The organism is Type-E symbiont of Plautia stali, from assembly GCF_059731115.1.
This window is the reverse complement of record NZ_AP035906.1, coordinates 2,950,290-2,976,886: the sequence shown is the minus strand read 5'-3', so window position 1 is coordinate 2,976,886 and position 26,597 is coordinate 2,950,290. Positions and strand designations below refer to the sequence as shown.

The 26,597-nt window shown below is 54.9% G+C and carries 28 protein-coding genes and 1 tRNA gene; 23 read left to right on the top strand and 6 right to left on the bottom strand.

Annotated features, from left to right (window positions below; genetic code table 11):
- The first annotated feature begins 126 nt into the window (after positions 1-126).
- Positions 127-399, top strand: a complete 273-nt coding sequence (locus AC6I8L_RS13670) for a hypothetical protein (protein ID WP_058959040.1) — start codon at positions 127-129, stop codon at positions 397-399.
- A 161-nt stretch (positions 400-560) separates the two neighbouring features.
- Positions 561-839, top strand: coding sequence for a hypothetical protein (locus AC6I8L_RS13665; RefSeq protein ID WP_058959039.1), 279 nt, complete (start codon positions 561-563; stop codon positions 837-839).
- 119 nt (positions 840-958) lie between these two features.
- Here AC6I8L_RS13665 and AC6I8L_RS13660 read toward each other — a convergent pair.
- Both AC6I8L_RS13660 and AC6I8L_RS13655 read right to left on the bottom strand, forming a co-directional pair.
- Positions 959-1,033: transfer RNA gene (locus AC6I8L_RS13660), tRNA-Arg, on the bottom strand.
- An 86-nt stretch (positions 1,034-1,119) separates the two neighbouring features.
- Positions 1,120-2,040, bottom strand: a complete 921-nt coding sequence (locus AC6I8L_RS13655; protein ID WP_058959038.1) for a formate/nitrite transporter family protein — start codon at positions 2,038-2,040, stop codon at positions 1,120-1,122.
- A gap of 244 nt (positions 2,041-2,284) precedes the next feature.
- Between AC6I8L_RS13655 and ccmA the strand changes: the two genes are divergently transcribed.
- Genes ccmA through mlaA form a run of 10 tightly spaced genes read left to right on the top strand, consistent with a single transcriptional unit; the run spans position 2,285 to position 10,043 of the window.
- Positions 2,285-2,899, top strand: coding sequence for a cytochrome c biogenesis heme-transporting ATPase CcmA (gene ccmA, locus AC6I8L_RS13650; RefSeq protein WP_058959037.1), 615 nt, complete (start codon positions 2,285-2,287; stop codon positions 2,897-2,899).
- Positions 2,899-3,558 (top strand): heme exporter protein CcmB, encoded by a 660-nt coding sequence (gene ccmB / locus AC6I8L_RS13645; RefSeq protein WP_058959036.1) that lies wholly within the window; start codon positions 2,899-2,901, stop codon positions 3,556-3,558. The genes ccmA and ccmB overlap by 1 nt, the downstream gene beginning before the upstream one ends.
- A 57-nt stretch (positions 3,559-3,615) precedes the next feature.
- On the top strand, positions 3,616-4,356 hold the full coding sequence (locus tag AC6I8L_RS13640; RefSeq protein ID WP_034825278.1) for a heme ABC transporter permease: 741 nt from the start codon (positions 3,616-3,618) through the stop codon (positions 4,354-4,356).
- Positions 4,353-4,586, top strand: coding sequence for a heme exporter protein CcmD (gene ccmD, locus AC6I8L_RS13635; RefSeq protein WP_034825187.1), 234 nt, complete (start codon positions 4,353-4,355; stop codon positions 4,584-4,586). The genes AC6I8L_RS13640 and ccmD overlap by 4 nt, the downstream gene beginning before the upstream one ends.
- On the top strand, positions 4,583-5,068 hold the full coding sequence (gene ccmE, locus AC6I8L_RS13630; RefSeq protein ID WP_034825185.1) for a cytochrome c maturation protein CcmE: 486 nt from the start codon (positions 4,583-4,585) through the stop codon (positions 5,066-5,068). The genes ccmD and ccmE overlap by 4 nt, the downstream gene beginning before the upstream one ends.
- Positions 5,065-7,023, top strand: a complete 1,959-nt coding sequence (locus AC6I8L_RS13625; protein ID WP_058959035.1) for a heme lyase CcmF/NrfE family subunit — start codon at positions 5,065-5,067, stop codon at positions 7,021-7,023. Before ccmE ends, AC6I8L_RS13625 begins: the two co-directional genes overlap by 4 nt.
- Complete coding sequence (locus tag AC6I8L_RS13620; RefSeq protein ID WP_038645648.1) at positions 7,020-7,577, top strand: DsbE family thiol:disulfide interchange protein; 558 nt, start codon at positions 7,020-7,022, stop codon at positions 7,575-7,577. Before AC6I8L_RS13625 ends, AC6I8L_RS13620 begins: the two co-directional genes overlap by 4 nt.
- A complete protein-coding gene (locus tag AC6I8L_RS13615) occupies positions 7,574-8,029 on the top strand; it encodes a cytochrome c-type biogenesis protein (protein WP_058959034.1) in 456 nt (151 codons plus the stop codon). Before AC6I8L_RS13620 ends, AC6I8L_RS13615 begins: the two co-directional genes overlap by 4 nt.
- Positions 8,029-9,240, top strand: coding sequence for a c-type cytochrome biogenesis protein CcmI (gene ccmI / locus AC6I8L_RS13610; RefSeq protein ID WP_058959033.1), 1,212 nt, complete (start codon positions 8,029-8,031; stop codon positions 9,238-9,240). Before AC6I8L_RS13615 ends, ccmI begins: the two co-directional genes overlap by 1 nt.
- Positions 9,241-9,275: 35 nt before the next feature.
- The gene (gene mlaA / locus AC6I8L_RS13605; protein WP_045813678.1) at positions 9,276-10,043 is read left to right on the top strand and encodes a phospholipid-binding lipoprotein MlaA; all 768 of its coding nucleotides are present in this window, start codon (positions 9,276-9,278) and stop codon (positions 10,041-10,043) included.
- Between the two features lie 33 nt (positions 10,044-10,076).
- Here the strand turns inward: mlaA and AC6I8L_RS13600 are convergent, their stop codons facing one another.
- Positions 10,077-11,588 carry an MFS transporter gene (locus tag AC6I8L_RS13600; RefSeq protein ID WP_058959032.1) on the bottom strand — a complete coding sequence of 504 codons (1,512 nt, stop codon included), beginning with the start codon at positions 11,586-11,588 and terminating at the stop codon, positions 10,077-10,079.
- A gap of 107 nt (positions 11,589-11,695) precedes the next feature.
- Between AC6I8L_RS13600 and AC6I8L_RS13595 the strand changes: the two genes are divergently transcribed.
- Positions 11,696-12,592 carry a LysR family transcriptional regulator gene (locus AC6I8L_RS13595; protein WP_058959031.1) on the top strand — a complete coding sequence of 299 codons (897 nt, stop codon included), beginning with the start codon at positions 11,696-11,698 and terminating at the stop codon, positions 12,590-12,592.
- A 45-nt stretch (positions 12,593-12,637) separates the two neighbouring features.
- On the opposite strand, the gene fadL is transcribed toward AC6I8L_RS13595, so the two are convergent.
- The gene (gene fadL / locus AC6I8L_RS13590; RefSeq protein ID WP_034825171.1) at positions 12,638-13,921 is read right to left on the bottom strand and encodes a long-chain fatty acid transporter FadL; all 1,284 of its coding nucleotides are present in this window, start codon (positions 13,919-13,921) and stop codon (positions 12,638-12,640) included.
- A gap of 358 nt (positions 13,922-14,279) precedes the next feature.
- Here fadL and AC6I8L_RS13585 point away from each other — a divergent pair, with 358 nt between their 5' ends.
- From AC6I8L_RS13585 to sixA, 4 genes are all read left to right on the top strand, one after another.
- Complete coding sequence (locus AC6I8L_RS13585; RefSeq protein WP_072226461.1) at positions 14,280-14,576, top strand: YfcZ/YiiS family protein; 297 nt, start codon at positions 14,280-14,282, stop codon at positions 14,574-14,576.
- A 167-nt stretch (positions 14,577-14,743) separates the two neighbouring features.
- The gene (gene fadI, locus AC6I8L_RS13580; protein WP_058959030.1) at positions 14,744-16,054 is read left to right on the top strand and encodes an acetyl-CoA C-acyltransferase FadI; all 1,311 of its coding nucleotides are present in this window, start codon (positions 14,744-14,746) and stop codon (positions 16,052-16,054) included.
- Positions 16,054-18,183, top strand: coding sequence for a fatty acid oxidation complex subunit alpha FadJ (gene fadJ, locus AC6I8L_RS13575; protein WP_479399107.1), 2,130 nt, complete (start codon positions 16,054-16,056; stop codon positions 18,181-18,183). The genes fadI and fadJ overlap by 1 nt, the downstream gene beginning before the upstream one ends.
- A 195-nt stretch (positions 18,184-18,378) precedes the next feature.
- Positions 18,379-18,861 (top strand): phosphohistidine phosphatase SixA, encoded by a 483-nt coding sequence (gene sixA, locus AC6I8L_RS13570; protein WP_034825272.1) that lies wholly within the window; start codon positions 18,379-18,381, stop codon positions 18,859-18,861.
- 58 nt (positions 18,862-18,919) lie between these two features.
- On the opposite strand, the gene smrB is transcribed toward sixA, so the two are convergent.
- Complete coding sequence (smrB, locus tag AC6I8L_RS13565; protein WP_034825165.1) at positions 18,920-19,468, bottom strand: endonuclease SmrB; 549 nt, start codon at positions 19,466-19,468, stop codon at positions 18,920-18,922.
- Positions 19,469-19,624: 156 nt separating this feature from the next.
- Here smrB and prmB point away from each other — a divergent pair, with 156 nt between their 5' ends.
- The 6 genes from prmB to AC6I8L_RS13535 all read left to right on the top strand — a co-directional run bounded on the left by prmB (position 19,625) and on the right by AC6I8L_RS13535 (position 24,499).
- The gene (prmB, locus tag AC6I8L_RS13560) at positions 19,625-20,557 is read left to right on the top strand and encodes a 50S ribosomal protein L3 N(5)-glutamine methyltransferase (RefSeq protein WP_058959028.1); all 933 of its coding nucleotides are present in this window, start codon (positions 19,625-19,627) and stop codon (positions 20,555-20,557) included.
- Positions 20,558-20,602: 45 nt separating this feature from the next.
- A complete protein-coding gene (aroC, locus tag AC6I8L_RS13555; protein WP_058959027.1) occupies positions 20,603-21,688 on the top strand; it encodes a chorismate synthase in 1,086 nt (361 codons plus the stop codon).
- Positions 21,689-21,695: 7 nt separating this feature from the next.
- Positions 21,696-22,520 carry a penicillin-insensitive murein endopeptidase gene (gene mepA / locus AC6I8L_RS13550; protein WP_034825159.1) on the top strand — a complete coding sequence of 275 codons (825 nt, stop codon included), beginning with the start codon at positions 21,696-21,698 and terminating at the stop codon, positions 22,518-22,520.
- A gap of 130 nt (positions 22,521-22,650) precedes the next feature.
- Positions 22,651-23,448 carry a sulfite exporter TauE/SafE family protein gene (locus tag AC6I8L_RS13545; RefSeq protein WP_034825156.1) on the top strand — a complete coding sequence of 266 codons (798 nt, stop codon included), beginning with the start codon at positions 22,651-22,653 and terminating at the stop codon, positions 23,446-23,448.
- A 67-nt stretch (positions 23,449-23,515) separates the two neighbouring features.
- Complete coding sequence (locus tag AC6I8L_RS13540) at positions 23,516-24,061, top strand: elongation factor P hydroxylase (protein ID WP_034825153.1); 546 nt, start codon at positions 23,516-23,518, stop codon at positions 24,059-24,061.
- A 156-nt stretch (positions 24,062-24,217) separates the two neighbouring features.
- The gene (locus tag AC6I8L_RS13535) at positions 24,218-24,499 is read left to right on the top strand and encodes a YfcL family protein (protein ID WP_034825151.1); all 282 of its coding nucleotides are present in this window, start codon (positions 24,218-24,220) and stop codon (positions 24,497-24,499) included.
- 30 nt (positions 24,500-24,529) lie between these two features.
- Here AC6I8L_RS13535 and mnmC read toward each other — a convergent pair whose 3' ends face one another.
- Positions 24,530-26,542 carry a bifunctional tRNA (5-methylaminomethyl-2-thiouridine)(34)-methyltransferase MnmC2/FAD-dependent 5-carboxymethylaminomethyl-2-thiouridine(34) oxidoreductase MnmC1 gene (mnmC, locus tag AC6I8L_RS13530; protein WP_058959026.1) on the bottom strand — a complete coding sequence of 671 codons (2,013 nt, stop codon included), beginning with the start codon at positions 26,540-26,542 and terminating at the stop codon, positions 24,530-24,532.
- Positions 26,543-26,597 lie beyond the last annotated feature (55 nt).

The following is a 26,597-nucleotide window of genomic DNA, read 5'->3' as shown; positions in this document are numbered from 1 at the left end:
GTCTCAGATTCATTCACTCTCATGCTAATTGTGATGAACTTTTCTTAGCCTTAGATACAATGCCATCCATTAACATGTTGTTTTTGATGTGATAATTACATGTTTAGCTTATGCGGAGTGGTAACGATGGAAATGCGCGTTTCAAAGCTTGAAGCCGATGTATTTGAAATGAAGGCAGATATTAAAACGTTGAAAACCGATATGGAAACGGTGAAAACCGACCTGGCGGTGATCAAGTCTAACTACCTAACGAAAGCCGATTTACATCAGGAAATCGCTAAAACTCATGTAGAGATCGCCAAAATTCACATAGAGATGACCAAACAAACCAAATGGATCCTGGGTGGAATAATGAGCGCGGCTGGACTCAGCTTAGGTATAGCGCGCTGGCTGTTTTGAGGGATTAGACCTAAAGCCAATATGAGGGAATGATGAAGACTGCAAGCTGCCCTTCGTCACATCCAACGTCCATTCAGATTCGCATGTTTACCAGGAGTAGATTTCTGCCTGGGGATGGCATTGCTTATGATCAGAATTATAGTTACCAGGCTGGAGGAAACATGCTTGAAGTGCGCGTTGTAAAACTTGAATCTGACGTCAGTCATATTAGACGTGACGTTGAAGAGCTAAAGGCCGATGTAAAATCAATCGATAGAAACATGGCTGCCGTGCTTGAAAAACTGGAAGGTCTCAAAGAGTCACTCGCTAAAAAGCCTTCGACAGATGCAGTTGAGAAGCGGATATCTGAAGCGAAGCTGGCTGTTTTACTCGGTGTTCCAGCCTTAATCGCTATTGGCACTACGGCCTACAAGTTGATAGCGCATTTCTATTTCTCATGAATACCCGTAGCCGTCTTGGTTTAGTTAAACCCATCGCCACTCATCGAAAATCTTTGCGTGCCAATGATTCGGCGATTGCCTGATATAAAGGGGGATGAGGAGGGCAGCGAACGGCGATATGGTGTCCCCTGCAGGAATCGAACCTGCAACTAGCCCTTAGGAGGGGCCCGTTATATCCATTTAACTAAGGAGACGCGGCGCGCAGTATAGCGTACCGACCAGCAGAATTTAACCGTGTAAATCCTGTTTGCTCAATCTATCAACAATGTCGTGCCACAGATCACTGTTGTTTCTTCAGCGCTTTCTCTTTGCGCTTCTGTTCCGCCTTCGCTTTGGCCTTCGCCGCCTCGCTCATATCGTTGCGAATTTGCGCATGGCTAATCAGTGCAAAAATCAACGTGCCGCCGGTGATATTTCCCAGCAGGGTAGGCAGCGCAAACGGCCAGAGAAACTCCTGCCAGGGCAGCGTGCCGGCAAACACCAGATACAGCACTTCTACTGAACCCACCACGATATGCGCCAGATCGCCGAGGGCAACCAGCCAGGTCATCATCACAATCACCACGATTTTGGCCGCGCCCGCGTAAGGGAACATCCAGACCATGGTGGCGATAATCCAACCTGAAATCACGGCATTGGCAAACATTTCGCTGGGGGAGTTGTCCATCACCTTTTCGCTAATCACGGTGAAGGCCTGGCGAGTTGCCTCGTCAAAAATCGGCATATGATTAAACGCCAATGCGCCGAGCGCCGTACCGATCAAATTTCCTGCCAGCACTATGACCCACAGACGAAACAACAGCATAAAATTACCGCCAGTGGGTTTGTGCATCACCGGTAATACCGCAGTAACTGTGTTCTCAGTGAACAGTTGCTGGCGCGCCATAATGACGATGACAAAGCCGAAGGTATAACCCAGATTCTCCAGCAGGAAACCGCCTGGCACATCGGCCAAATGCACATGGAAAATCCCTTTGGCCATCAGCGAAGCGCTCATGGAGAGCCCCGCAGCCACGGCAGACCATAATAAGGCCATGCCGTCGCGCTCTAGCTCTTTCTCGCCATCCTGGCGGATCTCTTCATGAATGGCAGCAGCCCGTGAGGGCAGGGCATCTTCATCCACTTCTATCTCTTTCCCCTGGTCCTTTTCGTCGCTCTCGACATCATTGTCATGTTCTGAAATGGATGGTGATTGCTTCATGTTTTCCCCTGGTGATAATGCCAACGCGTAATAAGCGTAGACGGTTTTATCAAGAGCGAAATGTTACGAAGATTCAATTTAAGAGTAACAAGATTTTAACTGAGGCGATTTTTTGCGCAATTCCTTGATCTGATGCGCACGAATACCCCCTTTGGGGGAAGTGAGAGCTACCTCACAGACTTCGGCCCACAGATTCATTGTGGTATTATCCCCGCCTTATTTCACAGCTGCGATTCCCTCTTTCATGCTCGAAGTAATTAATCTCTCATGCGTTCGTGATGAGCGAACCCTGTTTCATGGTCTGAGCTTCCATGTGCAACCGGGTGACATTGTGCAAATTGAAGGCCCTAACGGGGCAGGAAAAACCTCACTGCTGCGTCTGCTGGCTGGATTAAGCCGGGCAGAAGAGGGCGAGGTGATGTGGCAATCGCAGCCGATTCGTCAGCAGCGCGAAATATGGCATCAAAACTTGCTCTATCTTGGCCATCATCCTGGTGTGAAGTCGGTACTCTCACCTCTGGAAAACCTGCATTTCTGGCACGGCGATCGTGATGAAGAAGTGATTTTCGACGCGCTGGAGCAGGTGAACTTGCTGGGATATGAAGAGGTGCCGGTTGCGCAGTTGTCCGCAGGGCAGCAACGGCGTGTAGCCCTGGCTCGCCTGTGGCTCAGCCCGGCAAAGATCTGGATCCTGGATGAACCGCTCACGGCGATTGATAAAGGCGGCGTGGAAAAATTAATGGCGCGTTTCGCTGAACATGCCGATAACGGAGGCGCAGTGATTTTAACTACCCATCAGGATCTGCCTGATGAGAGTGATCGTGTGCGCAAAATCCGCCTGACTTCGGAGTGGGCTTGATGTTAGGTCGGGTGATTCAGCGTGAGTTGAAAATTGCGTTTCGCAGTGGTGCCGAGGTGATCAACCCGCTGTGGTTTTTCCTGATTGTTATCACGCTGTTTCCGTTAGGTATCGGACCGGACCCGCAGCAGCTGGCGCGTATTGCGCCGGGGATAGCCTGGGTCGCTGCATTACTCGCCTCATTGCTGGCGCTTGAGCGACTGTTCCGTGATGATTTTCTGGATGGTTCGCTGGAGCAACTACTTTTGCTGCCGACCCCATTGCCGGTCACCGTGCTGGGAAAAGTGATTGCTCACTGGCTGATTACGGGCTTGCCACTGATTTTACTGTCGCCTCTGGCGGCACTCCTGCTGTCACTGGATTTTGCTGGCTGGCGCGCGATGGCGCTGACGCTTTTACTCGGCACGCCAACCTTGAGTTTTCTTGGTGCGATTGGCACCGGTCTGACCGTTGGGCTGCGGCGTGGCGGCGTACTTCTGAGTTTACTGGTATTGCCGTTGTCGATACCTGTTCTGATCTTTGCCAGCGCGGCCATCGATGCCGCCGGTCAGGGATTGCCGATCGGAGGCTATCTGGCAATTCTTGGCGCGATGCTGGCAGTGAGCGCAACACTTTCGCCGTTCGCAACTGCCGCGGCTTTGCGCATTAGTCTGCATTAATCCGTGCTGCCCCAGAGCCGCCGGTATCCGAATTCTTTTTTATTGTGAGCTATGCAAATGTGGAAATGGTTACACCAGTGGGCAAAGCCTGAGCGGCTTTACCAGCTATGCGGTCGCTTAATTCCGTGGTTCGCCGTGCTTGGCGTGGCAACGCTGCTGCTTGGTTGGGTGTGGGGCTTCGGCTTTGCACCGGCCGATTATCAGCAAGGCAACAGCTTCCGTATTATGTACATTCACGTGCCAGCCGCGATGTGGTCAATGGGCGTTTACGCATCCATGGCGATTGCCGCGTTTATCGGCCTGGTGTGGCAGATGAAGATGGCGGATCTGGTTTCGGCAGCGATGGCGCCTATTGGTGCGGTGTTTACTTTTATCGCGTTAGTGACGGGTTCCGCCTGGGGCAAACCGATGTGGGGCACCTGGTGGATTTGGGATGCCCGCCTGACATCGGAACTGGTGCTGCTGTTCATCTATATGGGCGTGATTGCGCTCTATCACTCGTTTGAGGATCGTCGCACCGCCGGTCGTGCCGCAGGCATTCTGATTTTGGTGGGCGTGGTTAACTTGCCCATCATCCACTTCTCGGTACAGTGGTGGAACACCCTGCATCAGGGATCGTCAGGCATTTTGCAGCAGGCAATTGCGCCGAGTATGCGGACGCCGCTGCGTTGGGCCATTCTCGGTTATCTGCTGGTGTTTGGCGCGCTGACGCTAATGCGCCTGCGTAACCTGATCCTGTTCAGCGAGCGCCATCGTCCATGGGCGATCGATGTGGCTCAGGGAGGGCGCAAAGCATGACACCGGCTTTCTCATCATGGAGCGACTTCTTCGCCATGGGCGGCTATGCCTTCTATGTCTGGCTCGCCGTCATCCTCACGTTAATCCCTTTATTCGGTCTGGTGCTGCATACCCTGTTGTTCCGCCGCCGTTTGCTGGCAGAAATTCGCCAGCGTCAATCCAGGGAGCGCCGCATTCGCGCGGCCAAGTCGAAAAAAGCTGCCAGTGAAGCAGCAGGAGAAACCGTGTGAATATCCGTCGTCGTAACCGCCTGTATGTGGTGGTCGCGATTTTGGTCGGCTTAGGCCTGGCCACATCGCTGGTGATGTATGCGCTGCGTTCCAACATTGACCTGTTTTACACCCCGAGTGAAATTCTGTACGGCAAAGGTGAAGCGCATCAGATGCCGGAAACCGGGCAACGTCTGCGCGTCGGCGGCATGGTGATGCCTGGCAGCGTGAAGCGCGATCCGAAAACGCTGGCTGTCTCTTTCAAGCTGTATGACGCCAACGGCGTGATCAGCGTAAGTTACGAAGGCATCTTGCCGGATCTGTTCCGTGAAGGGCAGGGCGTGGTGGCGCAGGGCGTGCTGGAAAGCGGCAACCTGGTCAATGCCAAAGAAGTGCTGGCAAAACATGACGAAAAATACACCCCGCCAGAAATTGAAGATGCGATGAAGAAAAACCACACAGGACCTGCAGCGACTTATCAGCAGGCAGGTGCTCAATCATGATGCCGGAAATTGGCAGCTTTCTGCTTTGCCTGGCGCTGGGACTCGCGCTGCTATTAAGTATTTATCCGTTGTGGGGCGCAACGCGTCAGGATGCACGTTTGATGGCGATGGCACGTCCGCTGGCGTGGGGCATGTTCGCCTGTATCGTTGCCGCCTTCGTAGTGCTGGTACATGCGTTTATCGTTAACGATTTCAGCGTGGCCTATGTCGCCACCAACTCCAACACCCTACTGCCGGTTTACTACCGCATCGCGGCCACCTGGGGCGCGCATGAAGGTTCACTGCTGCTGTGGGTGCTGTTGCTCAGCACCTGGACGGTAGCCGTCGCGATTTTCAGTCGCGGCATGCCGCAGGATGCACTGGCGCGCGTGTTGTCAGTCATGGGTATGATCAATCTCGGCTTCCTGCTGTTTATTACGCTCACCTCGAATCCGTTTACCCGAACCCTGCCGAACTTCCCGGTTGATGGCAGCGACCTCAATCCGATGCTGCAGGATATCGGGCTGATTTTCCATCCGCCTCTGCTTTACATGGGGTATGTCGGTTTCTCGGTGGCATTTGCGTTTGCAATTGCGTCATTGATGGCAGGACGTCTTGATACCGCATGGGCGCGCTGGTCACGCCCGTGGACCACCGCAGCCTGGGTTTTCCTGACCATTGGTATCGTGCTCGGTTCTGCGTGGGCCTATTACGAACTGGGCTGGGGCGGCTGGTGGTTCTGGGATCCGGTCGAGAATGCTTCGTTCATGCCATGGCTGGCCGGTACGGCGTTGATGCACTCGCTAGCGGTGACAGAAAAACGGGGTAGCTTCAAATCCTGGACGGTGCTGCTGGCGATCACGGCATTCTCATTAAGCCTGCTGGGCACTTTCCTGGTGCGTTCAGGCGTGCTGGTGTCAGTGCACTCATTTGCTTCCGATCCGGCGCGCGGCATGTTCATTCTCGCCTTCCTGGTGATCGTGATTGGTAGCTCGCTGCTACTTTATGCCATCAAAGGTGGCAAGGTGCGCAGCCGCGTGCAGAGCGAAGCCTGGTCACGCGAATCCTTCCTGTTGGGTAATAATGTTCTGTTAATTGCGGCCATGCTGGTGGTGCTGCTGGGCACGTTGTTGCCGTTAGTCCATAAGCAGCTTGGACTGGGCAGTATTTCTGTCGGCGAACCCTTCTTCAACACCATGTTTACCTGGTTGATGGCACCGTTCGCGCTGATGCTCGGCATTGGGCCGCTGGTGCGCTGGCGTCGCGATGAGCCGCAGAAGTTGTGGAAACGCCTGGGTGTCGGTTTGCTGGTCACACTGATCTTGTCGATCGCACTACCGTGGCTGCTGCAGGACCGCATTGAAGCGATGACAGTGATTGGCTTGCTGATGGCGATCTGGGTGATTCTGCTGACGCTGATGGAACTGCACGAGCGCGCTACTCATCGCCACAGCTTCTTCAAAGGCCTGCGTCATTTAACCCGCAGCCATTGGGGCATGGTGCTGGGTCATTTAGGCGTTGCCGTAACGGTGGTGGGTATCGCTTTTAGCACCCAGTACAGCGTTGAGCGCGATGTGCGCATGAAGTCAGGCGATACCGTGGATATCCACAACTATCACTTTATTTTCCGCGACGTACACAATTTGCAGGGACCGAACTACAGCGGCGGTGTCGCCATTATCGATGTGACGCGTGACGGAAAATTTGAAGCGGTACTGCATGCTGAAAAACGGTTCTATACCGCAGCCCGTACCATGATGACCGAAGCGGCAATCAGCGGTGGTTTCACTCGCGATCTCTACGCGGCATTGGGCGAAGAGTTGGATGACGGTTCCTGGGCGGTGCGCATCTATTACAAACCGTTCGTGCGCTGGATTTGGTTCGGCGGCGTGTTTATGGCGGTCGGCGGCCTATTGTGCCTGCTGGACCCACGTTATCGTTCGCGCATAAAAGCGCAGCAGGAGGAGCTGGCATGAGCAAGAAAATCCTGTTCATCCCGTTAGTGCTGTTTCTGCTGCTGGCGGCCGCGCTGTTGTGGCAGTTGTCTCGCAACGCTAATGGGGATGATCCCACGCGTCTGGAATCGGCGCTGATTGGTAAGCCGGTACCGGTTTTTAAACTGGAAGCGCTCGATAAGCCGGGCAAAATCTACGATCAGCAAGTTCTGACCGACGGCAAACCGATCCTGCTCAATGTCTGGGCCACCTGGTGCCCGACATGCCGTGCTGAGCATCAGTATCTCAACACGCTGGCCGAGAAGGGCATTCGCGTCGTCGGGCTGAACTACAAAGATGATCGCACCAAAGCGGTCACCTGGCTGAACACGCTGGGCAACCCTTACGCGCTGAGCCTGTATGACGGTGACGGCATGTTAGGGCTGGACCTCGGCGTCTACGGTGCACCCGAAACTTTCCTGATCGACGGCCATGGCATTATTCGTTATCGCCACGCGGGCGATATGAATGACCGCGTGTGGAACGAAGAAGTGAAACCGTTGTGGGACAAATACAGTAAAGGGGCGGGCGCGTGAAACGACTGCTTTTGTTAGTGGCGGGCATTCTGCTCAGCACCAGCCTGTGGGCGGCCATTGATACTTACCAGTTCGATTCGGTACAGCAGGAAGAGCAGTACCGCGATCTCACCGGTTCGCTGCGTTGCCCTAAGTGTCAGAACAACAGCATTGCCGACTCCAATGCGATGATTGCCGCAGACATGCGTCTGAAAGTGTATGAGCTGATGAAGCAGGGCCAAAGTCGCCAGCAGATCATCGATTATATGGTGGCGCGCTACGGCAACTTCGTCACTTATGAACCACCGGTTACCCCTTCAACGTTGATTTTGTGGGTGGGGCCGGCGCTGTTTGTGGTGCTGGGCGGCTTGATTATTATTCTGCGCAATCGCCGGGGGAAAACCCGTAGCGATCTCGATGACGATGAACAACAACGCCTTGCGGCGATTCTTAAGCGTGACGGGAAGCCGTAATGACTGGATTCTGGATTACCCTGATTATTTTGCTGGTGGCGGCCTCGGCGCTGTTTCTCAGTGCAGGCTGGCGTCAACGTCAAGCCACTAGCGGCGATCGCGATCGTCTGAATACCGATTTCTACCAGCAGCGCCTGCGCGAATTAGCGCGTGATGAAGAGGAAGGTGTGGTTGCCGAGCGCCCGGAGATGGTGCGTGAACTGCAACAAACGCTGCTCACCGATGTGCCGAACGAGCACGCCGCGCGCATCCATAGCAGTAGCCGTTGGGTGCTGTTGCCGGGACTGATTATATTGTTGCTGGTGTCGGTTGGCTTTTACCTGAAGACAGGTGGACTGGCGCAACTGGCCGGTTGGGTTAGCGTGCAGCAGGAATACCCCCAGTTGCGCGCCCGTGTGATGGATCCCAAAGCGGCACCCTTAACCATGGAAGAGTTGGCTCGCCTACAATTAGGGTTGCGCACCGCTCTGCAAGACGATCCGCAAAACCTCAATGACTGGACGATGCTGGGCCGCCTGGGCATGGTGCTGAATAACGCGACGAATGCCAGCCAGGCCTTCCAGCGCGCATTGCAACTGGCACCTGATAATCTGGAACTGCAGCAGGATTATGCCGAAGTCCTGACGCGCTCCAGCGATCCGCAGGACAACCGCCAGGCCAATGTAATGCTGAAAGATCTGCTAAAACGCGACCATAGCAACGTGCGCACCCTAAGCTTGTTGGCATTTAATGCTTTTGAGCAGCAGCAATATGATCAAGCGATTGGTGCCTGGCAGGTGATGCTGAAGCTTCTGCCCGCGGGTGACAAGCGCATTACCATGATAGAGCGCAGCATTGAACAAGCGAAAACTGATGCGGGACAGCAAAATAGTCACCTGGCATTGACGGTGAGTTTAACTCCGCAGGCAGAAAAAATGTTACCGCAAGGCGGAGTGTTGTATATTTCTGTGTCTGACGGTGTTTCACCGGTGCCTGTGGCTGTGAAGCGTTTACCGCTGAGCCATTTCCCGTTATCGCTCACGCTGGATGACAGCAACGCCATGATGCCCGATCGCCTGCTTTCGGCGCAGCATCAGGTGCAGGTCAGGGTGCGTATTTCGCGCGATGGTAGCGCCAATCCTCAGTCGGGAGACTGGTTTGGCTTAAGCGCGATCACCCCCTGGGATGGTCATCAGCAACTGGCTGTGGAGATTAATCAACAGCAGCCCTGAAGCGATACATTATTCAACCGCACAGGGAGATAAGAATGAATAACCGCCTGACCGGTCTGGCGCTGGCCAGCTTGCTGCTGGTGGGATGTGCCAGTTCCAAACCGGCCGATCCAACGCAGCCTGCCCAGCGTAGCGATCCGCTCGAAGGCTTTAACCGCACCATGTTTAACTTCAACATGAACGTGCTGGATCCTTATGTGGTGCGCCCGGTTGCGGTTGCCTGGCGCGATTACGTGCCGGTGCCTGCGCGCAGTGGTATGAGTAATTTCCTCGGCAACCTGGACGAACCGGCCAGCATGCTGAACTCGATTCTGGTGGGTGAACCGCGCCAGGCAGGAATCCACTTCACGCGTTTCTTCCTCAATACCGTATTGGGCTTGGGCGGATTTATCGATGTGGCGGGCAAAGCGAATCCTGAACTGGCGCGAGAAGTTCCGCACCACTTCGGTAGCACGCTGGGTCGTTACGGTGTGGGCTACGGTCCTTATGTGGTTCTGCCGGGTTATGGCAGCTTCACGGTGCGTCAGGATGGCGGCGACTATGTCGATACACTTTATCCGGTACTGAGTTGGCTGACCTGGCCGATGTCGATTGGTAAATGGACACTGGAAGGTGTGGAAACACGTGCACAGCTGTTGGATTCCGATGCCATCCTGAAACAGCAGCAGGATCCGTATGCGTTTATCCGCAACGCCTACTTCCAGCGTAATGATTTCCTCGCCAACGGTGGCAAGTTGAAACCGGAAGAGAATCCGAACGCCAGTGCGATTCAGGATGATTTGAAGGACATTGATTCGCAGTAAAATTGAATGGCGGCTTTCTCAGCCGCCATTGTTTTATCCCTGCCTGACAGGCTGCTTTAGCAAAATCCCCACCACGATTGCGCATCCGAATGTGATGGCTGCCAGGCCATAAAGTAGTATCTGATACGCATGCTGCACGTTGAGTATCAGCAGCGATGCGGAAATCTGCGGTAGTAATTCCTGTGCTTGATGAATATGACTTCCGGATAACCACACGGCAGCGTTGTCACGCGTGACGCCATCCACGTCAGGTAAGCGCTGCAGTAAACCAAAGCGATTGAGCAGTGCCAGCAGAGCCATGACGATCGCTAAAGCAATGCCTTCTCCGGCCACGCGCACCGTATTAAACAATCCCGCCGCCATGCCCGCGCGATCTACGGATACCGCCGAGACGGCGAGGCCATCCATTAATCCCCACGGCAAGGCGGCTCCCGCACCAGTGATGACCATGGAAAAGGCAAGTAGAGTCAGTTCATTCAGAGTGATGGCATACGCCATGCCGAACAATCCCAGCGTGGCCAGCAACAGGCCTGCTACCGAGATTTTACCCGCATCAAACCAACGCGTTAATCCAGCCGCAACGCCCGGGAACAGCAACATCGGGGCCGTCAGCGACAGCAAAATAATTGCGCTCTGGGTTTCGCTGAGATGGCGTGCGCCCATTAAAAAAAGTGGGATAACGATCAGCAAAACCACATAGCAATAGCAGGTGGCCACAGGCAACAACAACACCCCAGCAAAGTGCGGCTGACGCAGCAATGCCAGGCTAAACACGGGATGGGCGACACGCTGCGTATGGCGAATGAAGCGCCAACCCGCCAGCAACGTCACGACAATGCCGACGATCGCGGCTGAGGACGATACGCCATATTGGGGTAACAGGATCAGCGTGGTGGTGAGCGCAAGGAGAGCGAGACTAAACAGTGCCGTGCCGCGAATATCTGCCGGTGGGGAATGTGTCGCTGGCGCGGACACCACACTGAACTGACCCACCAAACCCACGATGGCCGCCAGAGCGGACAGCAGCGCATACACCCAACGCCAGCTGAGCGCATCGGTTATCACGCCCATTAACAGTGGACCAAACGCCAGCCCGACGCCAAACAGCGTGCCGAGCAAACTAAATGCCCGCGTGCGAGCCGGCCCACTATAAAGATGGGCCAGTGTAGTTGCTCCGCCGGCCAACGTAAGTGCTGCGGCAATGCCCTGTAATGCACGATAAATGCCGAGGATATAGGTGCTGTCTGTTAGGGCAATCAGCAATGAGCTGAGGGAGAAAAGAGCCAGCCCTGCGATGAACACCCGTTTGTAACGCAGTTTGTCTGCCGCCACACCTGCCGCCAGCAAGCCGCTACCGAAGGTCAACATAAAACCGTTGGTTAACCATGCCAGCGATAGGGGCCCACCGTGTAAGGCGTGGCTGATGGCGGGAGTGGTGACCACGCCGCCAGTAAAACTTAAAGGCAGTAACAGCGCCGCCAGCAAAATAGCCAGGGTTGCGCTAATCCTGACGCCTGTCAAAGAGGGAGAACTGATTTCCGCCATCGTTTATCTCGCAAATGTTGGGGTAGATGACGCCGCATATTATTGAGGATATAAAAGGGGGTAAATGGGGTTTGGCTCCAGACTTTGCGGACAAAAGGTTTCTTATCATGGACAGTATTTCGGCATTAACCTCCTTTGTGCGCACGGCTGAAACACTCAGTTTTGTGCAGGCGGCACAGCTGTTGGGAATTTCTGCTTCGGCAGTGGGGAAAAACGTTGCCCGGCTTGAGCAACAGTTGGGCGTGCGGTTGTTCAACCGCAGTACGCGCAGTGTGAGCCTGACGGTTGAAGGTGCGTTGCTATTGGCACGCACACGTCCCATTCTGGAACAGCTGCGTGATGTTGAGGCCGAGATGACTCAAACGGTGGCGCATCCGAGCGGTAAACTGCATGTGTCGCTGCCGGTGGTTGGATATCGGCTGATAACGCCGTTGCTGCCTCAATTTAGTCAGCTCTATCCTGATGTTGAATTGGATTGTGATTTTAGTGATCGGCTGGTCAATGTCATCGATGAAGGTTTTGACGTCGCGATTCGCAGCGGCGAGATGCAGGATTCACGTTTACAGGCGAGAGCGTTGGGGCCTTTTCGTTTTGTGCTGTGTGCCAGCCCAGCCTATATTGCCGCGCACGGCAGGCCAGCATTAAGTGCAGATCTTATCGATCACCACTGTATCCTTTTCCGCTTTCCCGCCACGGGATTGATTCAACATTGGGAGCTGGACGATCTGCGGGTGACGGGGGATTTCCAACCCGTAAAAAAGCTGACGGTGAATAACATTGAAGCCATGGTGCAGAGTACGCTGGCCGGAATGGGGATCAGCTATGTGCCGGATTTCGTCGTCTGGGAATTACTGGACCAGGGCGAGTTGATTGAAGTGCTGCCGGGAAGCTGTATCCGCGAAAGTGGTTTTTCGGCCATTTGGCCAGGGCGCTATTTATCACCGCGCGTACGTTGTTTTATCGATTTTCTGGCAGAACACTGGCCGGTGTCGCGCCGGCAATAAAAAACGGCGACATCACTGTCGCCGTTTTTCACACTGATTTCAGCATCAGAACTTGTAGTTAAAGTTCGCGCCGTACAGCCAGGCTTTGCCTTCGGAGTTAAAGGTGTAAGGGCCTTCTTTCACCGTGACTTTCTGGCCGTGCATGTAAGAGATACCGAGGTCAACTGACGCATTTTCATTGAAGGCGTAAGAAGCACCGGCGCTCAACCACAGACGGTCCTGATCCGGAATTGAGATAGAGCGTTTGTCGGCAGGAACCGGGCTATCATCAAACGCGATACCGGTACGGAAGGTCCAGTTATCGTCGTAGAAGTAAGTGGTACCCAGTGCGATGCGATATGCATCCTTGAAGCCTTCATCTTTATAGAACAGCGTCTGACCATTGCTGCCAGTGGCCTTCAGCTCCTGGAACTGGCTCCAGCTGGTGTAGGTCAGGCTATAGTGTACGGCCCACTGCGGTGCCACTTTATGCCAGCCCGACACTTCCCACATCTCTGGCAGGTTCAGCGTGAGTGAACCCGGAATGGTCTGGCCGCTGGTGCCATATGGCAGACCTAAAGCAATCGCCTGCGGTGTACCGTTGTAAGCCGTTGGAATGCTGCTCTTATAATCGCCGTCAAAGTCGATTTTCACTTCTGAACGATAGGTGAAGCCGAAGCGGTTGTTTTTATCCACTTCATAAAGGATGCCGGCGTTCCAGCCGTAACCCCATTCGTCACCTTTCAGGTGGGCAACCTGAGTATCCGCTGGCATGCCGACGCGAGCGCCGGCTTCACCCGCATAACGTTCGATTTTTGCTTTAGCGTAAACCGCATCAAAGCCAACACCAAAGCTGAAGTGCTCATTCAAACGATAAGCGGTGCTAAGGTTAAAGTTACCGGTCATCAGGTCGGTTTTACCACCGTAACCGCCGGCGGTGTAACCGTCATTGAACTCTGTCGCCAGACCATAGTTAGAGGTGACGGATGCGCCTACCCACCACTGATCGTTAATCGGATGAACGTAATGGAGGTTAGGGATCCACTGATTCGGTGCGATGTTTTTCGCATTCAGGCTGTTGCCGGTTGGGCTCTGGCCGCTGATATCCACTTCCGGATCAATATAAACGGTACCGATGGAGAAAGAAGGGCGATCCATCAATGCCATGGTCGCCGGGTTACGACTGGCAGATGCGGCGGTATCGCCCATCGCACCTTCACCCGAATAAGCACGACCTAAACCAATTGCTGAGAATTCATTAAGTTGAAAGCCTGCGGCGTAAACCTGGGAAGAGATAAGCGCCACTGCAGCTGCCACAGCTGACTTTGCAAACAGGTTCTTATGGTTCATGACCACAACCTCATCTAGATTTATTATTAAACGTTGTTACGTCGCGTAACAAAGGACGGCGGATTGTAGGGACTGATGACAAAGGCACATATCAGACCAGTGCGACGAGTATAGGTCTGACCTGTGTATTTGTTGCAATAATGTTTTTTAAATATTTCCGATTTGATCGATAAAATCAGATCTGCTTAACAAAATCTTGTCGATGCCCATCTAGCATAGCGGTCAAATTTGTTCTGGATCAATTTTTAGTGTGATATTCGTCACTTAGCCGCTGAGAGATAGAAGCCAGGCCGCGCGGGGCGTACACTTTGTGTCAGAAAATGATCCGACTGTGTCGATTTATCGTCAGGAGAAAACAATGACTGATGCCATTAAAAAATGCAGTGCCACGGAAACGGCGGCGTGCTGCTGCGTAGATGTAGGCACCGTAATGGACAATACCGATTGCACGGCGAGCTGGTCTGGCGCTTTTGCCGATCGTCATGCGGCTGAAGCGATGCTGAAGCACCTGACGGACAAAGCGCGTCAGGTTGAATCCGAGCCTTGCGAGATTCACGCAGAATTCGTTGAAGAAGCGCCAGGGCTACGCCTGAATGTTGATTTCACTTTTGCCTGCCAGGCCGAAACCTTGATTTTTCAACTCGGCTTACGCTAATCCTGTCGCTGCCGGAAGCCCTTCCGGCAGCGTTTTCTCTTTTTCGTGTCTTCCCTCGCACTTTTTTTCTTCTGTTATTGGCGACTTAGCAACACCTGGTTAACACTGATGATCAGGTCAGACCTGTTTGGCAATGATGCTACGGTCGTAAATTACAGGTGAGTGCAATGAGCAAAGCGCAGCCGCTGCTGACGCGTCAGGGCGAACGAATCGCCATAACCCATGGATTACGCACGCCTTTCGCCCGTCAGGCGAGTGATTTTCATGGCATTCCCGCGCTGGAGTTGGGGCGCATGGTGGTGTCAGAGTTGATGGCGCGCAGCGAATTGCCGGTCGACGTTATCGATCAACTGGTATTTGGCCAGGTGGTGCAAATGCCGGAAGCGCCCAATATTGCGCGCGAAATCGTGCTGAGCAGCGGATTGAGCGTGCACACTGATGCGTACAGCGTCAGTCGTGCCTGTGCCACCAGTTTTCAGGCGGTGGCGAATGTGGCGGAAAGCCTGATGGCGGGCACCATTGATGCGGGTATTGCCGGTGGTGCAGACTCCTCATCGGTACTGCCTATTGGCGTCAGCAAGACGCTGGCGCGCGCGTTGGTCGATCTCAACAAAGCACGAACCTTCAGCAAAAAGCTGCAAATCTTACGCCGTCTGCGCCCACGCGATCTGTTGCCGGTGCCGCCTGCGGTTGCAGAGTATTCCACCGGCTTACGCATGGGTGATACCGCCGAACAAATGGCGAAAACCCACGGCATCACACGTGAACAACAAGATGCTCTGGCGCTGCGCTCACATCAGCACGCAGCACGTGCCTGGCAGTCAGGCGTGCTGGCGCAGGAAGTGATGGCGGCCTTTGTACCGCCATGGAAAGCACCAATTGAGCAGGACAACAACATTCGCTTTAATGCCAGCGCTAGCGACTACGCAAAATTGCGACCGGCCTTTGATCGTCGCCACGGTTCCGTCACGGCAGCCAACAGCACACCGCTGACCGATGGCGCGGCCGCGGTGATTTTGATGCGTGAAGGCCGTGCACAAGAACTGGGAATTGCGCCGCTTGGCTATCTGCGCAGCTACGCGTTTACTGCGATTGATGTCTGGCAGGATATGTTGCTGGGTCCCGCTTATGCCTCACCGCTGGCGCTGGATCGCGCTGGCATTACCCTCAACGACCTGACGTTGATCGATATACACGAAGCCTTTGCGGCACAGACGCTGGCCAATCTGAAAATGTTCCGTGATGAGCGTTTTGCGCGAGAGGTACTGAATCGCCCGCATGCCTTGGGTGAAGTGAATGAAGAACGTTTCAATGTGTTGGGCGGCTCCATTGCTTACGGCCATCCGTTTGCTGCCACTGGCGCGCGCATGATCACCCAAACGTTGCATGAACTGCGGCGACGCGGCGGGGGATTAGGACTGGTGACCGCCTGTGCAGCGGGCGGATTAGGCAGCGCAATGGTTCTGGAGGCCGAATAATGAGCGCATCTGCATTCCATTTACACATGCGCCTCGATCATGTCGGCATCATTACCATCGACGTGCCGGGCGAAAAGATGAACACGCTGAAAGCGGAGTTTGTCCCACAAATAAAAGCGGTGCTGGCTGAAGCGCGCAGCAATCCGAAGCTGGCGGGATTAGTGCTGATTTCGGGTAAAAGCGATAATTTTGTCGCCGGTGCGGACATCAGCATGATCGCCGATTGCCTGACGGCAGAAGAAGCGGAAGCTTTAGCCCGCCAGGGGCAAGAGGTAATGGCGGAGATTGCGGCGCTGCCTTTCCCGGTGGTCGCGGCGATCCACGGTGCCTGTCTCGGCGGCGGCCTGGAATTGGCGCTGGCCTGCAGCGCACGTATCTGCACGCTGGATGATAAAACCCGCCTGGGCCTGCCGGAAGTGCAGTTGGGCCTGTTACCTGGCTCAGGCGGGACGCAGCGCCTGCCAAAACTGATTGGGGTGCCACAAGCGCTACCGCTGATTCTGAGTGGTAAGCAGCTGCGCGCTAAACAGGCGTTGAAACTGGGTATCGTTGACGATGCAGTGCCTCAATCCATCTTGCTGGAAACGGCGATTGCGCGTGTGCATAAAGGAAAGGTTGTTCGCCGTGAGTTATCACGTCGCGATCGCCTGATGCAGGCGCCACTGGCGCGCTCGCTGTTATTCGCGATGGCAAAACGGCAAACCGACCGCAAAACGCAGGGGAATTACCCAGCAGCGGATCGTATTCTGCAGGTGGTGCGCACGGGGTTGGAGCAGGGCAGTCACGCCGGTCATGCGGCAGAGGCGCGCGCCTTCGGCCAGCTGGCGATGACCCCTGAATCTGCGGCACTGCGCAGTCTGTTTTTTGCCTCGACCGCGATCAAGAAAGAAGCGGTGGCCGAGGCTGAATCGCGCGCATTAAAACACATCGGCGTACTCGGTGGCGGATTGATGGGCGGCGGCATTGCCAGCGTAACGGCGCTGAAAGCCGGTTTTCCGGTGCGAATTAAAGACGTCAATCTCAATGGTGTGAACCATGCATTGCAATACAGCTGGGACCTGCTGAGTCAAAAAGTGAAGCGGCGCCAGCTGAAACCCGCTGAGCGTCAACAACAGATGGCGCGCATCAGCGGCGGTATCGATTATCAGGGGTTCAGCCAGCGCGATCTGGTGATTGAAGCGGTATTTGAGGATTTGACGTTGAAGCAGCAGATGGTAGCGGATATTGAAAGTCATTGTCAGCCACACACCATCTTTGCTTCCAACACCTCTTCGTTGCCGATTGGCGATATTGCCGCCAACGCGCAGCGCCCAGAGAATGTGATTGGTCTGCATTACTTCAGCCCGGTGGACAAAATGCCGCTGGTGGAGGTGATTCCGCATGCGGGCACCTCGGCTGAAACGCTGGCGACCACGGTGCAGCTGGCGCGTCAGCAAGGCAAAACAGCGGTGGTGGTGGCCGATAAACCCGGTTTTTACGTCAACCGCATTCTCGCGCCCTATATAAATGAAGCCATGCGCTGCTTGCTGGAAGAGGAGCCGGTGGACCATATCGATCGCGCGTTAGTGAAGTTCGGTTTTCCTGTCGGGCCGTTACAGTTGCTGGATGAAGTGGGCATTGATGTCGGCAGCAAAATCAGTCCGATTTTGCTGCAGGCTTATGGCGAGCGTTTCAGCGCACCCGAGGCGGTCAATGCCATCCTGGCCGATGGCCGCAAAGGGCGTAAAAACCAGAAAGGATTTTACCTTTACAACGCGGCTCGCTGGCCGGGAAAACGCAAAGTGGATGCCTCAATCTATGACCTGATTAGCGTCAAACCGCAGGCAAAGCAGAGCGAAGAACAGATTGCGCAACGCTGCGTGATGATGATGCTGAATGAGGCCGCACGCTGTCTGGACGAGTCCGTGGTGCGCAATGCTCGGGATGGTGATATTGCGGCGGTATTTGGCATCGGTTTCCCGCCATTTCTTGGCGGGCCGTTCCGCTATATGGATCAACGCGGCGTCAGCCAAATCGTTAATACATTACGTGCATTAATGCAGCAACATGGCGATCGTTTCGCGCCCTGTGACGCTTTAATGGCAATGTCAGAAGCGCAAACGAATTTTTACACTTCTGCACAAATATGAATAGGCGCACAGATTCAGCGGGTTAGTTATGGTGCCATGAAGAAGGTGGTGCGGCACCATTCTGAGATGTGCTTATTTAATAAACAACCGGTTGACTATACTGAAGCCATTGGGGTAAAACACAGCGTTCATTCGCAGAATGAAGCGTCTGGTGCTGTGGTACCCGACGATATCGACAAACAACAGCGGTGCTTTATGCAAGTTTTTATCATGCGTCATGGCGATGCAGCTCTGGAAGCAGCGAGTGATTCAGTACGCCCACTCACAATCTGTGGCTGTGACGAATCGCGCCAGATGGCGAGCTGGCTAAACGGCCAGGCGCTGGATATCGAAAGGGTGTTAGTGAGCCCTTATCTCCGTGCAGAGCAGACGCTCGCCACGGTTCGTGAGGCACTGAAGCTGCCAGAAGGGCAGGACGTGCTGCCGGAACTGACGCCGGGAGGCGATCCGGGCATGGTGGCCTGTTATCTGCAGGCGCTGGCGCAGCAGGGTGTGAAATCAGCCTTAGTCATTTCGCATCTGCCGCTGGTGGGCTATCTGGTGTCAGAGCTTTGCCCGCAGGAAGCGCCGCCGATGTTTGCTACGTCGGCAATTGCTTATGTGAACTTTGATGCAGACGCCTGTGAAGGCAAACTGGAGTGGCAGGTCAGTCCGTCAAAACTGGCCAAAGCGATGTAATGTCGCCAAAAGTCATATCTCTATGGGCCGCCTTCTGCGGCCCTTTCCTTTTTAAGGATTAAGGCAGCTCCGGTGGTTGCCACTCTTCGACTTCAATCAGCACCAGCAACGCGGCATCGCCGCCAAACAGCTTAGGTGCCTGGTGAAATGCCATCACATGCGGATGTTGCGCCAACCACAGCGGTGTTTGCTGCTTGAGGATATGCTTGCCGTGCCCGGTCATCACGCTGGCACAGAACAGGTGTTCACGGCGGCAGGCGGCAATGAGCGCCCCCAGCTCCTGTTTGGCCTGCTGCTGTCTTAAACCATGAAGATCGAGAAAAATTTCCGGCGTGTAATCGCCGCGTCGCAATTTCTTCAGCTCGTAATGACTGACATCCGCGCGCACATAACGCATCGGCCCCTCGCTGGAGAGCAAAGGCTGAAACTCATCTGAGAAGTAGTGACTGTTATCGGCTTGCTCGGAAAGCAGTCTTTTCAGCGGGACTTCGCGGGTTTTCACTACCGGTTTGTGCACGATAGTGTCTTGTTTCAGCTTACGCGTTCCGCTCATTAACTCACGAAACAGCGCCTGATCGTCCTGGTTTAGGGGCGTCTTCTTACTCATGGCTCAAATTAGGGTTAAAGGGCTGGTTAATAGCCGGTGGCATACCTTAACGCTTAGCGTTAACAAATGTCAGCTTTTTCGCCTCGCTGCGCTGAATTCTGCCCGGCTTCGTGGCAAACTAACGGCCGATTGATTTTAAGGCCTGCGGAGGGCTACGTGGACAAGATTTTCGTCGATGAGGCAGTGAGTGAACTGCACACCATTCAGGATATGCTGCGCTGGGCTGTCAGCCGTTTTTCGGCGGCAGGCATTTGGTACGGCCACGGCACGGATAATCCCTGGGACGAAGCAGTCCAACTGGTTCTGCCCACGCTCTGGCTGCCGCTGGATATCCCAGAAGATATGCGCATGGCGCGCCTGACGGCCAGCGAGCGTCACCGCATTGTTGAACGTGTGATTCGCCGCGTCAACGAGCGCATTCCGGTGGCTTATCTCACCAATAAAGCCTGGTTCTGCGGCCATGAATTCTATGTCGATGAGCGTGTGTTAGTGCCGCGTTCGCCGATTGGTGAGCTGATTGAAAACCGTTTTGCCGGTCTGGTTGGTGAACAACCGCACCACATTCTCGATATGTGTACCGGCAGTGGCTGCATCGCGATTGCCTGTGCTTATGCCTTCCCGGAAGCGGAAGTCGATGCGGTGGATATCTCCACGGATGCGCTGGCGGTGGCGGAGCAAAACATTGAAGAACATGGATTGATCCACCACGTTACGCCTATTCGTGCCGATCTGTTCCGTGGTCTGCCGCAGGTGAAATACGATCTGATCGTCACCAATCCACCGTACGTGGATGCGGAAGATATGGACGATCTGCCGAATGAATATCGCCACGAACCGGAACTGGGCCTGGCAGCAGGCAGTGATGGTCTGAAGCTGGTGCGCCGAATTCTCGCCTGTGCGCCGGATTATCTGAGTGAGCAGGGCGTGCTGATTTGCGAAGTGGGCAACAGCATGGTGCATATGATGGATCAGTACCCGGATGTGCCGTTTACCTGGCTGGAGTTCAATAACGGCGGTGACGGTGTGTTTATGCTGACGCGCGAGCAGATCGTCGCGGCACAGCATCACTTCTCCTTCTACAAAGACTAAAAATGGGGCGAGACATCGCCCGCAACATCGCAACAAGGAACCACAATGGCCGGTAACAGCATTGGACAAGTTTTTCGCGTAACCACCTTTGGCGAGTCGCATGGTATTGCGCTGGGCTGCATCGTTGATGGCGTGCCACCAGGCATTCCTCTTACGGAAGCGGATATTCAGCACGATCTCGATCGCCGCCGTCCGGGCACATCGCGCTACACCACCCAGCGCCGCGAACCGGATCAGGTGAAAATTTTGTCCGGCGTGTTTGAGGGCGTCACTACCGGCACCTCTATCGGCCTGCTGATTGAAAATACTGATCAGCGTTCACAGGATTATGGCGCAATCAAAGATCTGTTCCGCCCCGGCCATGCGGATTACACCTACGAGCAAAAATATGGCCTGCGCGACTATCGCGGCGGTGGCCGTTCCTCTGCGCGTGAAACCGCGATGCGCGTGGCGGCGGGTGCGATTGCCAAAAAGTATCTGCAAATGAAGCACGGCATTCAGGTACGTGGTTATCTGGCACAGATTGGTGATGTAGCCTGCGAGCTGAAAGACTGGAGCATCGTTGAAGAGAACCCGTTCTTCTGCCCGGATGCTTCGAAGCTGGAAGCGCTGGATGAACTGATGCGTGGCCTGAAGAAAGAGGGTGACTCGATCGGCGCTAAAGTCACGGTGATGGCAGAGAATGTGCCACCGGGACTGGGCGAGCCGGTGTTTGATCGTCTGGATGCCGATCTGGCGCATGCGCTGATGAGCATTAACGCAGTGAAAGGCGTGGAAATTGGAGACGGTTTCGCGGTGATTAACCAGCGCGGTAGCCAGCATCGCGATGAGATTCGTGCCGACGGTTTCCAGAGCAACCACGCGGGTGGCATTTTGGGTGGCATCAGCAGCGGCCAGACCATCAGTGCGAATCTGGCGATGAAACCTACATCCAGCATCACCGTTCCGGGTAAAACCATCACCCGTGAAGGCGAAGAAGTGGAGATGATCACTAAAGGTCGCCACGATCCTTGCGTGGGCATTCGCGCGGTACCGATTGCCGAAGCGATGATGGCGATTGTGTTGATGGATCACCTGTTGCGTCAGCGTGCGCAGAACGGTGACGTCAACAGCAGCGTTCCGCGCTGGTAAGCCACGGATGCGCCGCCTGCTCACCACCGTTGCCGCGCTGTTGTGCAGTGCGGCCGTGTTTGCTGCCACGCCCTGGCAGCAAATCCATCAGCCGATTGCTGGCAGCCCACAGTCGATTGGCGGGTTCGCCAACGGCTGTATTGTCGGTGCACAGCAACTGCCACTCAATTCACCCAATTATCAGGTCATGCGTCAGGATCAGCGGCGTTATTTCGGCCATCCCGATCTGATTGCCTTTATTCAGCGTCTCAGTACCCAGGTGCATCAACTGCAGCTGGGGCAGGTGTTGATTGGTGATATGGGCATGGCGGCCGGCGGGCGCTTCAGCAGTGGGCATGCCAGCCATCAAACCGGGTTGGATGTCGATATCTGGTTGCAGCTGCCGCAAAACCGCTGGACGGCGCAGCAGCTGCTGAAGCCACAGCCACTGGATTTGGTGGCACCGGATGATAAGCAAGTGATTGCGCGTCATTGGCAGCCGCAGATCGACAGCCTGATCAAGCTGGCGGCGAAAGATAATGAAGTGACACGTATCTTCGTCAATCCGGCGATTAAAAAGCAGCTTTGTGCGGATGCCGGAAGCGATCGTGCATGGCTGAATAAAGTGCGCCCGTGGTTTGCCCATCGTGCCCACATGCACGTGCGTCTGCGCTGTCCGGCAGGCAGTCTGGAGTGTGAAGATCAGGCTGCACCGCCGCCGGGTGATGGTTGTGGTGCAGAGTTAGACAGTTGGTTCCTGCCGAAAAAACCGGGTAGCACGCCGCCTGTGAAGAAAACGCCGCCGCCGTTGCCGCCATCCTGTCAGGCACTATTAGATCGTCATTTACTCTAGCCGTGACGCTTCCTGTTGCAGCAGTATTGGCAACGTTCTCTCTCCCAGACACAGATGTTTGTGAGACCAGGAGAGAGCACGGATGCCCAGCCTGCAATAAGAATGGTCGGGTTAACTTTACGAGAAAAAAATGGACCTCTTTGTTGTTAGCCCACTATTGCTGGGCGTGTTGTTTCTGGTTGCGGTGCTGGCAGCGTTTATCGACTCCATCGCCGGCGGCGGTGGCTTACTCACCGTTCCTTCATTACTCGCTGCGGGACTCTCTCCTGCTCAGGCTTTAGCCACCAATAAGTTACAGTCGGTGGGTGGATCTTTCTCTGCCAGCCTCTACTTTGTGCGTCGCGGCGCGGTGAATCTTCGCGAACAGCGGCTGAACATTGCCATGACCTTTATCGGTGCAGTGTGTGGCACGGTGCTGATTCAGCATATCCAGGCGGATGTACTACGACAGATTTTGCCGCTCCTGCTGATCAGCATCGGGTTATGGTTCCTGCTGATGCCGCGGCTGGGCGAGTCGGATCGTGAGCATCGCCTGCAGGGGATCGCTTTTGCGCTGGTCGGCGGTGGTTGCGTCGGTTTTTACGACGGCTTTTTTGGTCCGGGTGCCGGTTCATTCTATGCATTGGCGTTTGTGACGCTGTGTGGCTTCAATCTTGCCAAGGCCACCGCCCACGCCAAAGTCCTAAATTTCACCTCCAATTTCGGCAGTCTGCTGTTCTTTATGTTCGGCGGAAAGGTAGTGTGGGGCACGGGCGTGATCATGTTGATTGGCGCATTCGTGGGCGCGCGTATCGGCGCCAGACTGGTGCTGAGCCGGGGTCAGAAGCTGATCCGCCCGATGGTGGTGACTGTATCCGCTGTGATGAGCGCCAAATTATTGTGGGATAGCCATGGCAGTGCGTTGCTGGCGTGGATAGCCACGCTGTAAAGCAGTACTCGTCAAGAACGGCTGCCAATGCGACAATGGCGCTAATTTTTTTAAAGATTAAAATATTATGAGTACAGAACATCATTACCAGCAGCTGGTGGATATTTTTGATGGCTGCTTTGTTGAAGACTTTCAGACCCGTCTAATTAAAGGCGATGACGAACCTATCTATCTTCCAGCGGATGAGGAATCGCCGTGGAACCGCGTGGTGTTTGCTCACGGTTTCTACGCCAGCGCGCTGCACGAAATTTCTCACTGGTGTATTGCCGGTGAAGCGCGCCGCAAGCTGGTGGATTTTGGTTATTGGTACTGCCCGGATGGGCGGGATGCGCAAACGCAAAGTCAGTTCGAGTCAGTGGAAGTCAAGCCACAGGCGCTGGAGTGGCTGTTCTGTGTCGCGGCGGGCTTTCCCTTCAATGTCAGCTGTGACAACCTCGAAGGCGATTGTGAACCCGATCGCATCGCGTTCCAGCGCAAGGTCCATGCTCAGGTGATGACTTATTTTGAGCAGGGTATCCCGGCACGTCCGGCACGTTTTATCGATGCGTTAGCCAGCTATTACGGTACGCCAGCGCTGACGGCGGCACACTTCCCGTGGCCGGAAGATTTGTGATTCGCAAACATATTATTAATGACCCAAAGTCACCCGCGTTGCAGCATAACGGCGAATGAACGACCCCCGGGAACGCGAACCAGCGTGTAACGGGGCAAGAGCGTGAAGCCAGCGCAGTAGCGGCGCGGCGTATCAAGGGCAATAAGGAACAAGACGATGATCGTAGAATTCGAATCCCGCATCCTGGCATTGATTGACGATATGGTTGATCACGCCAGTGACGACGAGCTGTTTGCCGGTGGCTATCTGCGTGGCCATCTGACCCTGGCGGTGGCTGAGATTGAAATCAGCGGTGAGCACACGCCAGAAGCGCTGCAAATCCATGTGACCAACAGCCTGCAAAATGCGATTGCCGCAGGTGAACTGTCACCACGCGATCAGGCGCTGGTGATTGGCATGTGGGATAATTTGTTCCAGCAGGCGCGTCAGACCGCCTGATAAGTCGGGGCGGCCGCTCGCCCCGCCATCCTAGCGTCCCGCTTTCTTACCTTTCAGCAATTTTCTGACCCAGTAACGATTCGGATTCAATGCCGCCAGCGTGGTGATATCCAGCGGTTGCGGCTCACCACTCATCTGTGCCGCCAGTACTTCCGCCGCCAGCGGCGCGCTGCACAAGCCGCGTGAACCCAGCGCACCCAGCACAAATAAACCGGCATGAACCGGTGCATCGGCAAGGGTTTCACCCCGTGCTCGTTGCCCCGGCAAATCAGCATATTGCACCAGCGTTGCGGCGTAATCAGGCGCGCTGCCACTCATCGGTAAGTGATCGCGCGTGGCGCAGCGCACGCCAACACGCGCCTCGTTATCACTGATATCCACCTGCTGTGGCCACTCTGCATCCGGCAGACAGTTCACCAGGCGCTGGCGGTTTTCCTGCTGATCGTCAGCACGGAAATCGGTTGTGGTATCGCCACGATGGTAGCTGGCCCCGATGCAGTGGGTGCTGAAATTCGGGCTGACTGGCGTGAGATAGCCGTCATAGCAGAGTACGGTATTTAACGCGCCCAGCTTAGGATTGGTCGGCACATGACTGACCTGACCCGCCACCGCGTAAACGGGCAAGTCTTTGCTTTGCTCAATTTCCAGCAGCGCATGGCCATTGGCCAACACCACCTGCTGATGATTTACCGAGGGTTGCTCGCTGAAGTTAAGAGTCCAGCCTTCAGTCGTCGTTTCCAGCGTGGTGACGCGATGCAGCCAGTGCAGGCGTAAACCCAGGTTTTGCGCATGCTCCAATAGGTTGCTGGTCAGTTGCGACGGAGAGAGCCAGCCGCCCTGAGGATAGAAAATGCCACCACTACCGGTATCGACGCCCGCTAATTGCTGCGCGTCCTCCTGACTTACGCCGTACGCCACATCATGCGGCAATCCCATCTCCAGCATCTGGGCAATTTTATCGGCACTTTTACTGTCCCAGCCGAGTTGCAACACACCGCTCCAGTCATGCTCGAACATTACCGATAGCTGGTCGTACAAACGGCGGGCAAAGGTGAACGCTGCAGGAAAGAAAGTGGCGAGAGCGGGATCGTGCTGATTAAGCAGCGGGTAAAGTGCGCCCTGACGATTACCGGAAGCACCCAGCGCGGGCGCAGCATCGGCGCAATAAAGTGTGACCTTCCAGCCGCGGCGCAACAGCGCCAGCGCCAGTACGGCACTCGCCACGCCACCGCCAACCAGCGCCACTTCCTGAGTGCGAGCCGCAGGGCGGGCATACCACGGTTGGCTATGGGGCAGGGCAGCAACCTGCTCCATTACGCCCGTTAGCATTTCGCGTTTGTGACCAAAGCCTTTGCGCTTAGCCACGGTAAAACCCGCTTCCTGTAATCCCCGACGGACAAAACCTGCCGAGGTGAAGGTCGCTAGCGTCCCACCCGGCCGGGCCAGACGGGCCATGGCGGCGAACAGTTCCGGCGTCCACATCTCCGGATTTTTAGACGGAGCAAAACCATCTAAAAACCATGCATCCACCTGAGCATTAAGACTGTCATCAAAGGTATTAATTAGCGCGTTAATATCACCGAGCCAGAGATCGAGCGTGACTTTACCGTTGTTGAACAGTAAACGCTGGCAACCCGGCAGCGCCTGTGGCCACTGTTGCTGTAACTGTTCTGCCCAGTGCGCCAGCTCAGGCCAGTGTGCGTGCGCTGCGACCAGATCGGTTTGCGTCAGTGGGAATTTTTCGCAGCTAATGAAGTGCAGACGCTTAAGTGTCGCGTCGGGATGTTCGCTACAGAAGCGATCGAATGCTTGCCACAAGGTAAGAAAGTTCAGACCCGTCCCAAAACCGCTTTCCGCGACAATAAAAATATCGCGTGAATGTTGAGCGAAACGGACAGGAATTTGGTTGCCGTTGAGGAAAACATAGCGCGTCTCCTCCAACCCGTTGTCGTTGGAGAAATAGACGTCATCGAATGCTCGGGAAACAGGTGTACCCTGATCATTCCAGTTTAATTGCGCGTGTTCAACCGGGGCTAATTTCACGGGAAAGGCTCGTTTTTCAGGCAGTGGCGCGATTTTAACGACTGCCGTCACATGA

Coding starts and splice junctions, on each gene's coding strand:
- AC6I8L_RS13670 (WP_058959040.1), top strand. CDS start 127: ATGGAAATGCGCGTTTCAAAGCTTGAAGCCGATGTATTTGAAATGAAG.
- AC6I8L_RS13665 (WP_058959039.1), top strand. CDS start 561: ATGCTTGAAGTGCGCGTTGTAAAACTTGAATCTGACGTCAGTCATATT.
- AC6I8L_RS13655 (WP_058959038.1), bottom strand. CDS start 2,040: ATGAAGCAATCACCATCCATTTCAGAACATGACAATGATGTCGAGAGC.
- ccmA (WP_058959037.1), top strand. CDS start 2,285: ATGCTCGAAGTAATTAATCTCTCATGCGTTCGTGATGAGCGAACCCTG.
- ccmB (WP_058959036.1), top strand. CDS start 2,899: ATGTTAGGTCGGGTGATTCAGCGTGAGTTGAAAATTGCGTTTCGCAGT.
- AC6I8L_RS13640 (WP_034825278.1), top strand. CDS start 3,616: ATGTGGAAATGGTTACACCAGTGGGCAAAGCCTGAGCGGCTTTACCAG.
- ccmD (WP_034825187.1), top strand. CDS start 4,353: ATGACACCGGCTTTCTCATCATGGAGCGACTTCTTCGCCATGGGCGGC.
- AC6I8L_RS13625 (WP_058959035.1), top strand. CDS start 5,065: ATGATGCCGGAAATTGGCAGCTTTCTGCTTTGCCTGGCGCTGGGACTC.
- AC6I8L_RS13620 (WP_038645648.1), top strand. CDS start 7,020: ATGAGCAAGAAAATCCTGTTCATCCCGTTAGTGCTGTTTCTGCTGCTG.
- ccmI (WP_058959033.1), top strand. CDS start 8,029: ATGACTGGATTCTGGATTACCCTGATTATTTTGCTGGTGGCGGCCTCG.
- mlaA (WP_045813678.1), top strand. CDS start 9,276: ATGAATAACCGCCTGACCGGTCTGGCGCTGGCCAGCTTGCTGCTGGTG.
- AC6I8L_RS13600 (WP_058959032.1), bottom strand. CDS start 11,588: ATGGCGGAAATCAGTTCTCCCTCTTTGACAGGCGTCAGGATTAGCGCA.
- AC6I8L_RS13595 (WP_058959031.1), top strand. CDS start 11,696: ATGGACAGTATTTCGGCATTAACCTCCTTTGTGCGCACGGCTGAAACA.
- fadL (WP_034825171.1), bottom strand. CDS start 13,921: ATGAACCATAAGAACCTGTTTGCAAAGTCAGCTGTGGCAGCTGCAGTG.
- AC6I8L_RS13585 (WP_072226461.1), top strand. CDS start 14,280: ATGACTGATGCCATTAAAAAATGCAGTGCCACGGAAACGGCGGCGTGC.
- fadI (WP_058959030.1), top strand. CDS start 14,744: ATGAGCAAAGCGCAGCCGCTGCTGACGCGTCAGGGCGAACGAATCGCC.
- fadJ (WP_479399107.1), top strand. CDS start 16,054: ATGAGCGCATCTGCATTCCATTTACACATGCGCCTCGATCATGTCGGC.
- sixA (WP_034825272.1), top strand. CDS start 18,379: ATGCAAGTTTTTATCATGCGTCATGGCGATGCAGCTCTGGAAGCAGCG.
- smrB (WP_034825165.1), bottom strand. CDS start 19,468: ATGAGTAAGAAGACGCCCCTAAACCAGGACGATCAGGCGCTGTTTCGT.
- aroC (WP_058959027.1), top strand. CDS start 20,603: ATGGCCGGTAACAGCATTGGACAAGTTTTTCGCGTAACCACCTTTGGC.
- mepA (WP_034825159.1), top strand. CDS start 21,696: ATGCGCCGCCTGCTCACCACCGTTGCCGCGCTGTTGTGCAGTGCGGCC.
- AC6I8L_RS13545 (WP_034825156.1), top strand. CDS start 22,651: ATGGACCTCTTTGTTGTTAGCCCACTATTGCTGGGCGTGTTGTTTCTG.
- AC6I8L_RS13540 (WP_034825153.1), top strand. CDS start 23,516: ATGAGTACAGAACATCATTACCAGCAGCTGGTGGATATTTTTGATGGC.
- AC6I8L_RS13535 (WP_034825151.1), top strand. CDS start 24,218: ATGATCGTAGAATTCGAATCCCGCATCCTGGCATTGATTGACGATATG.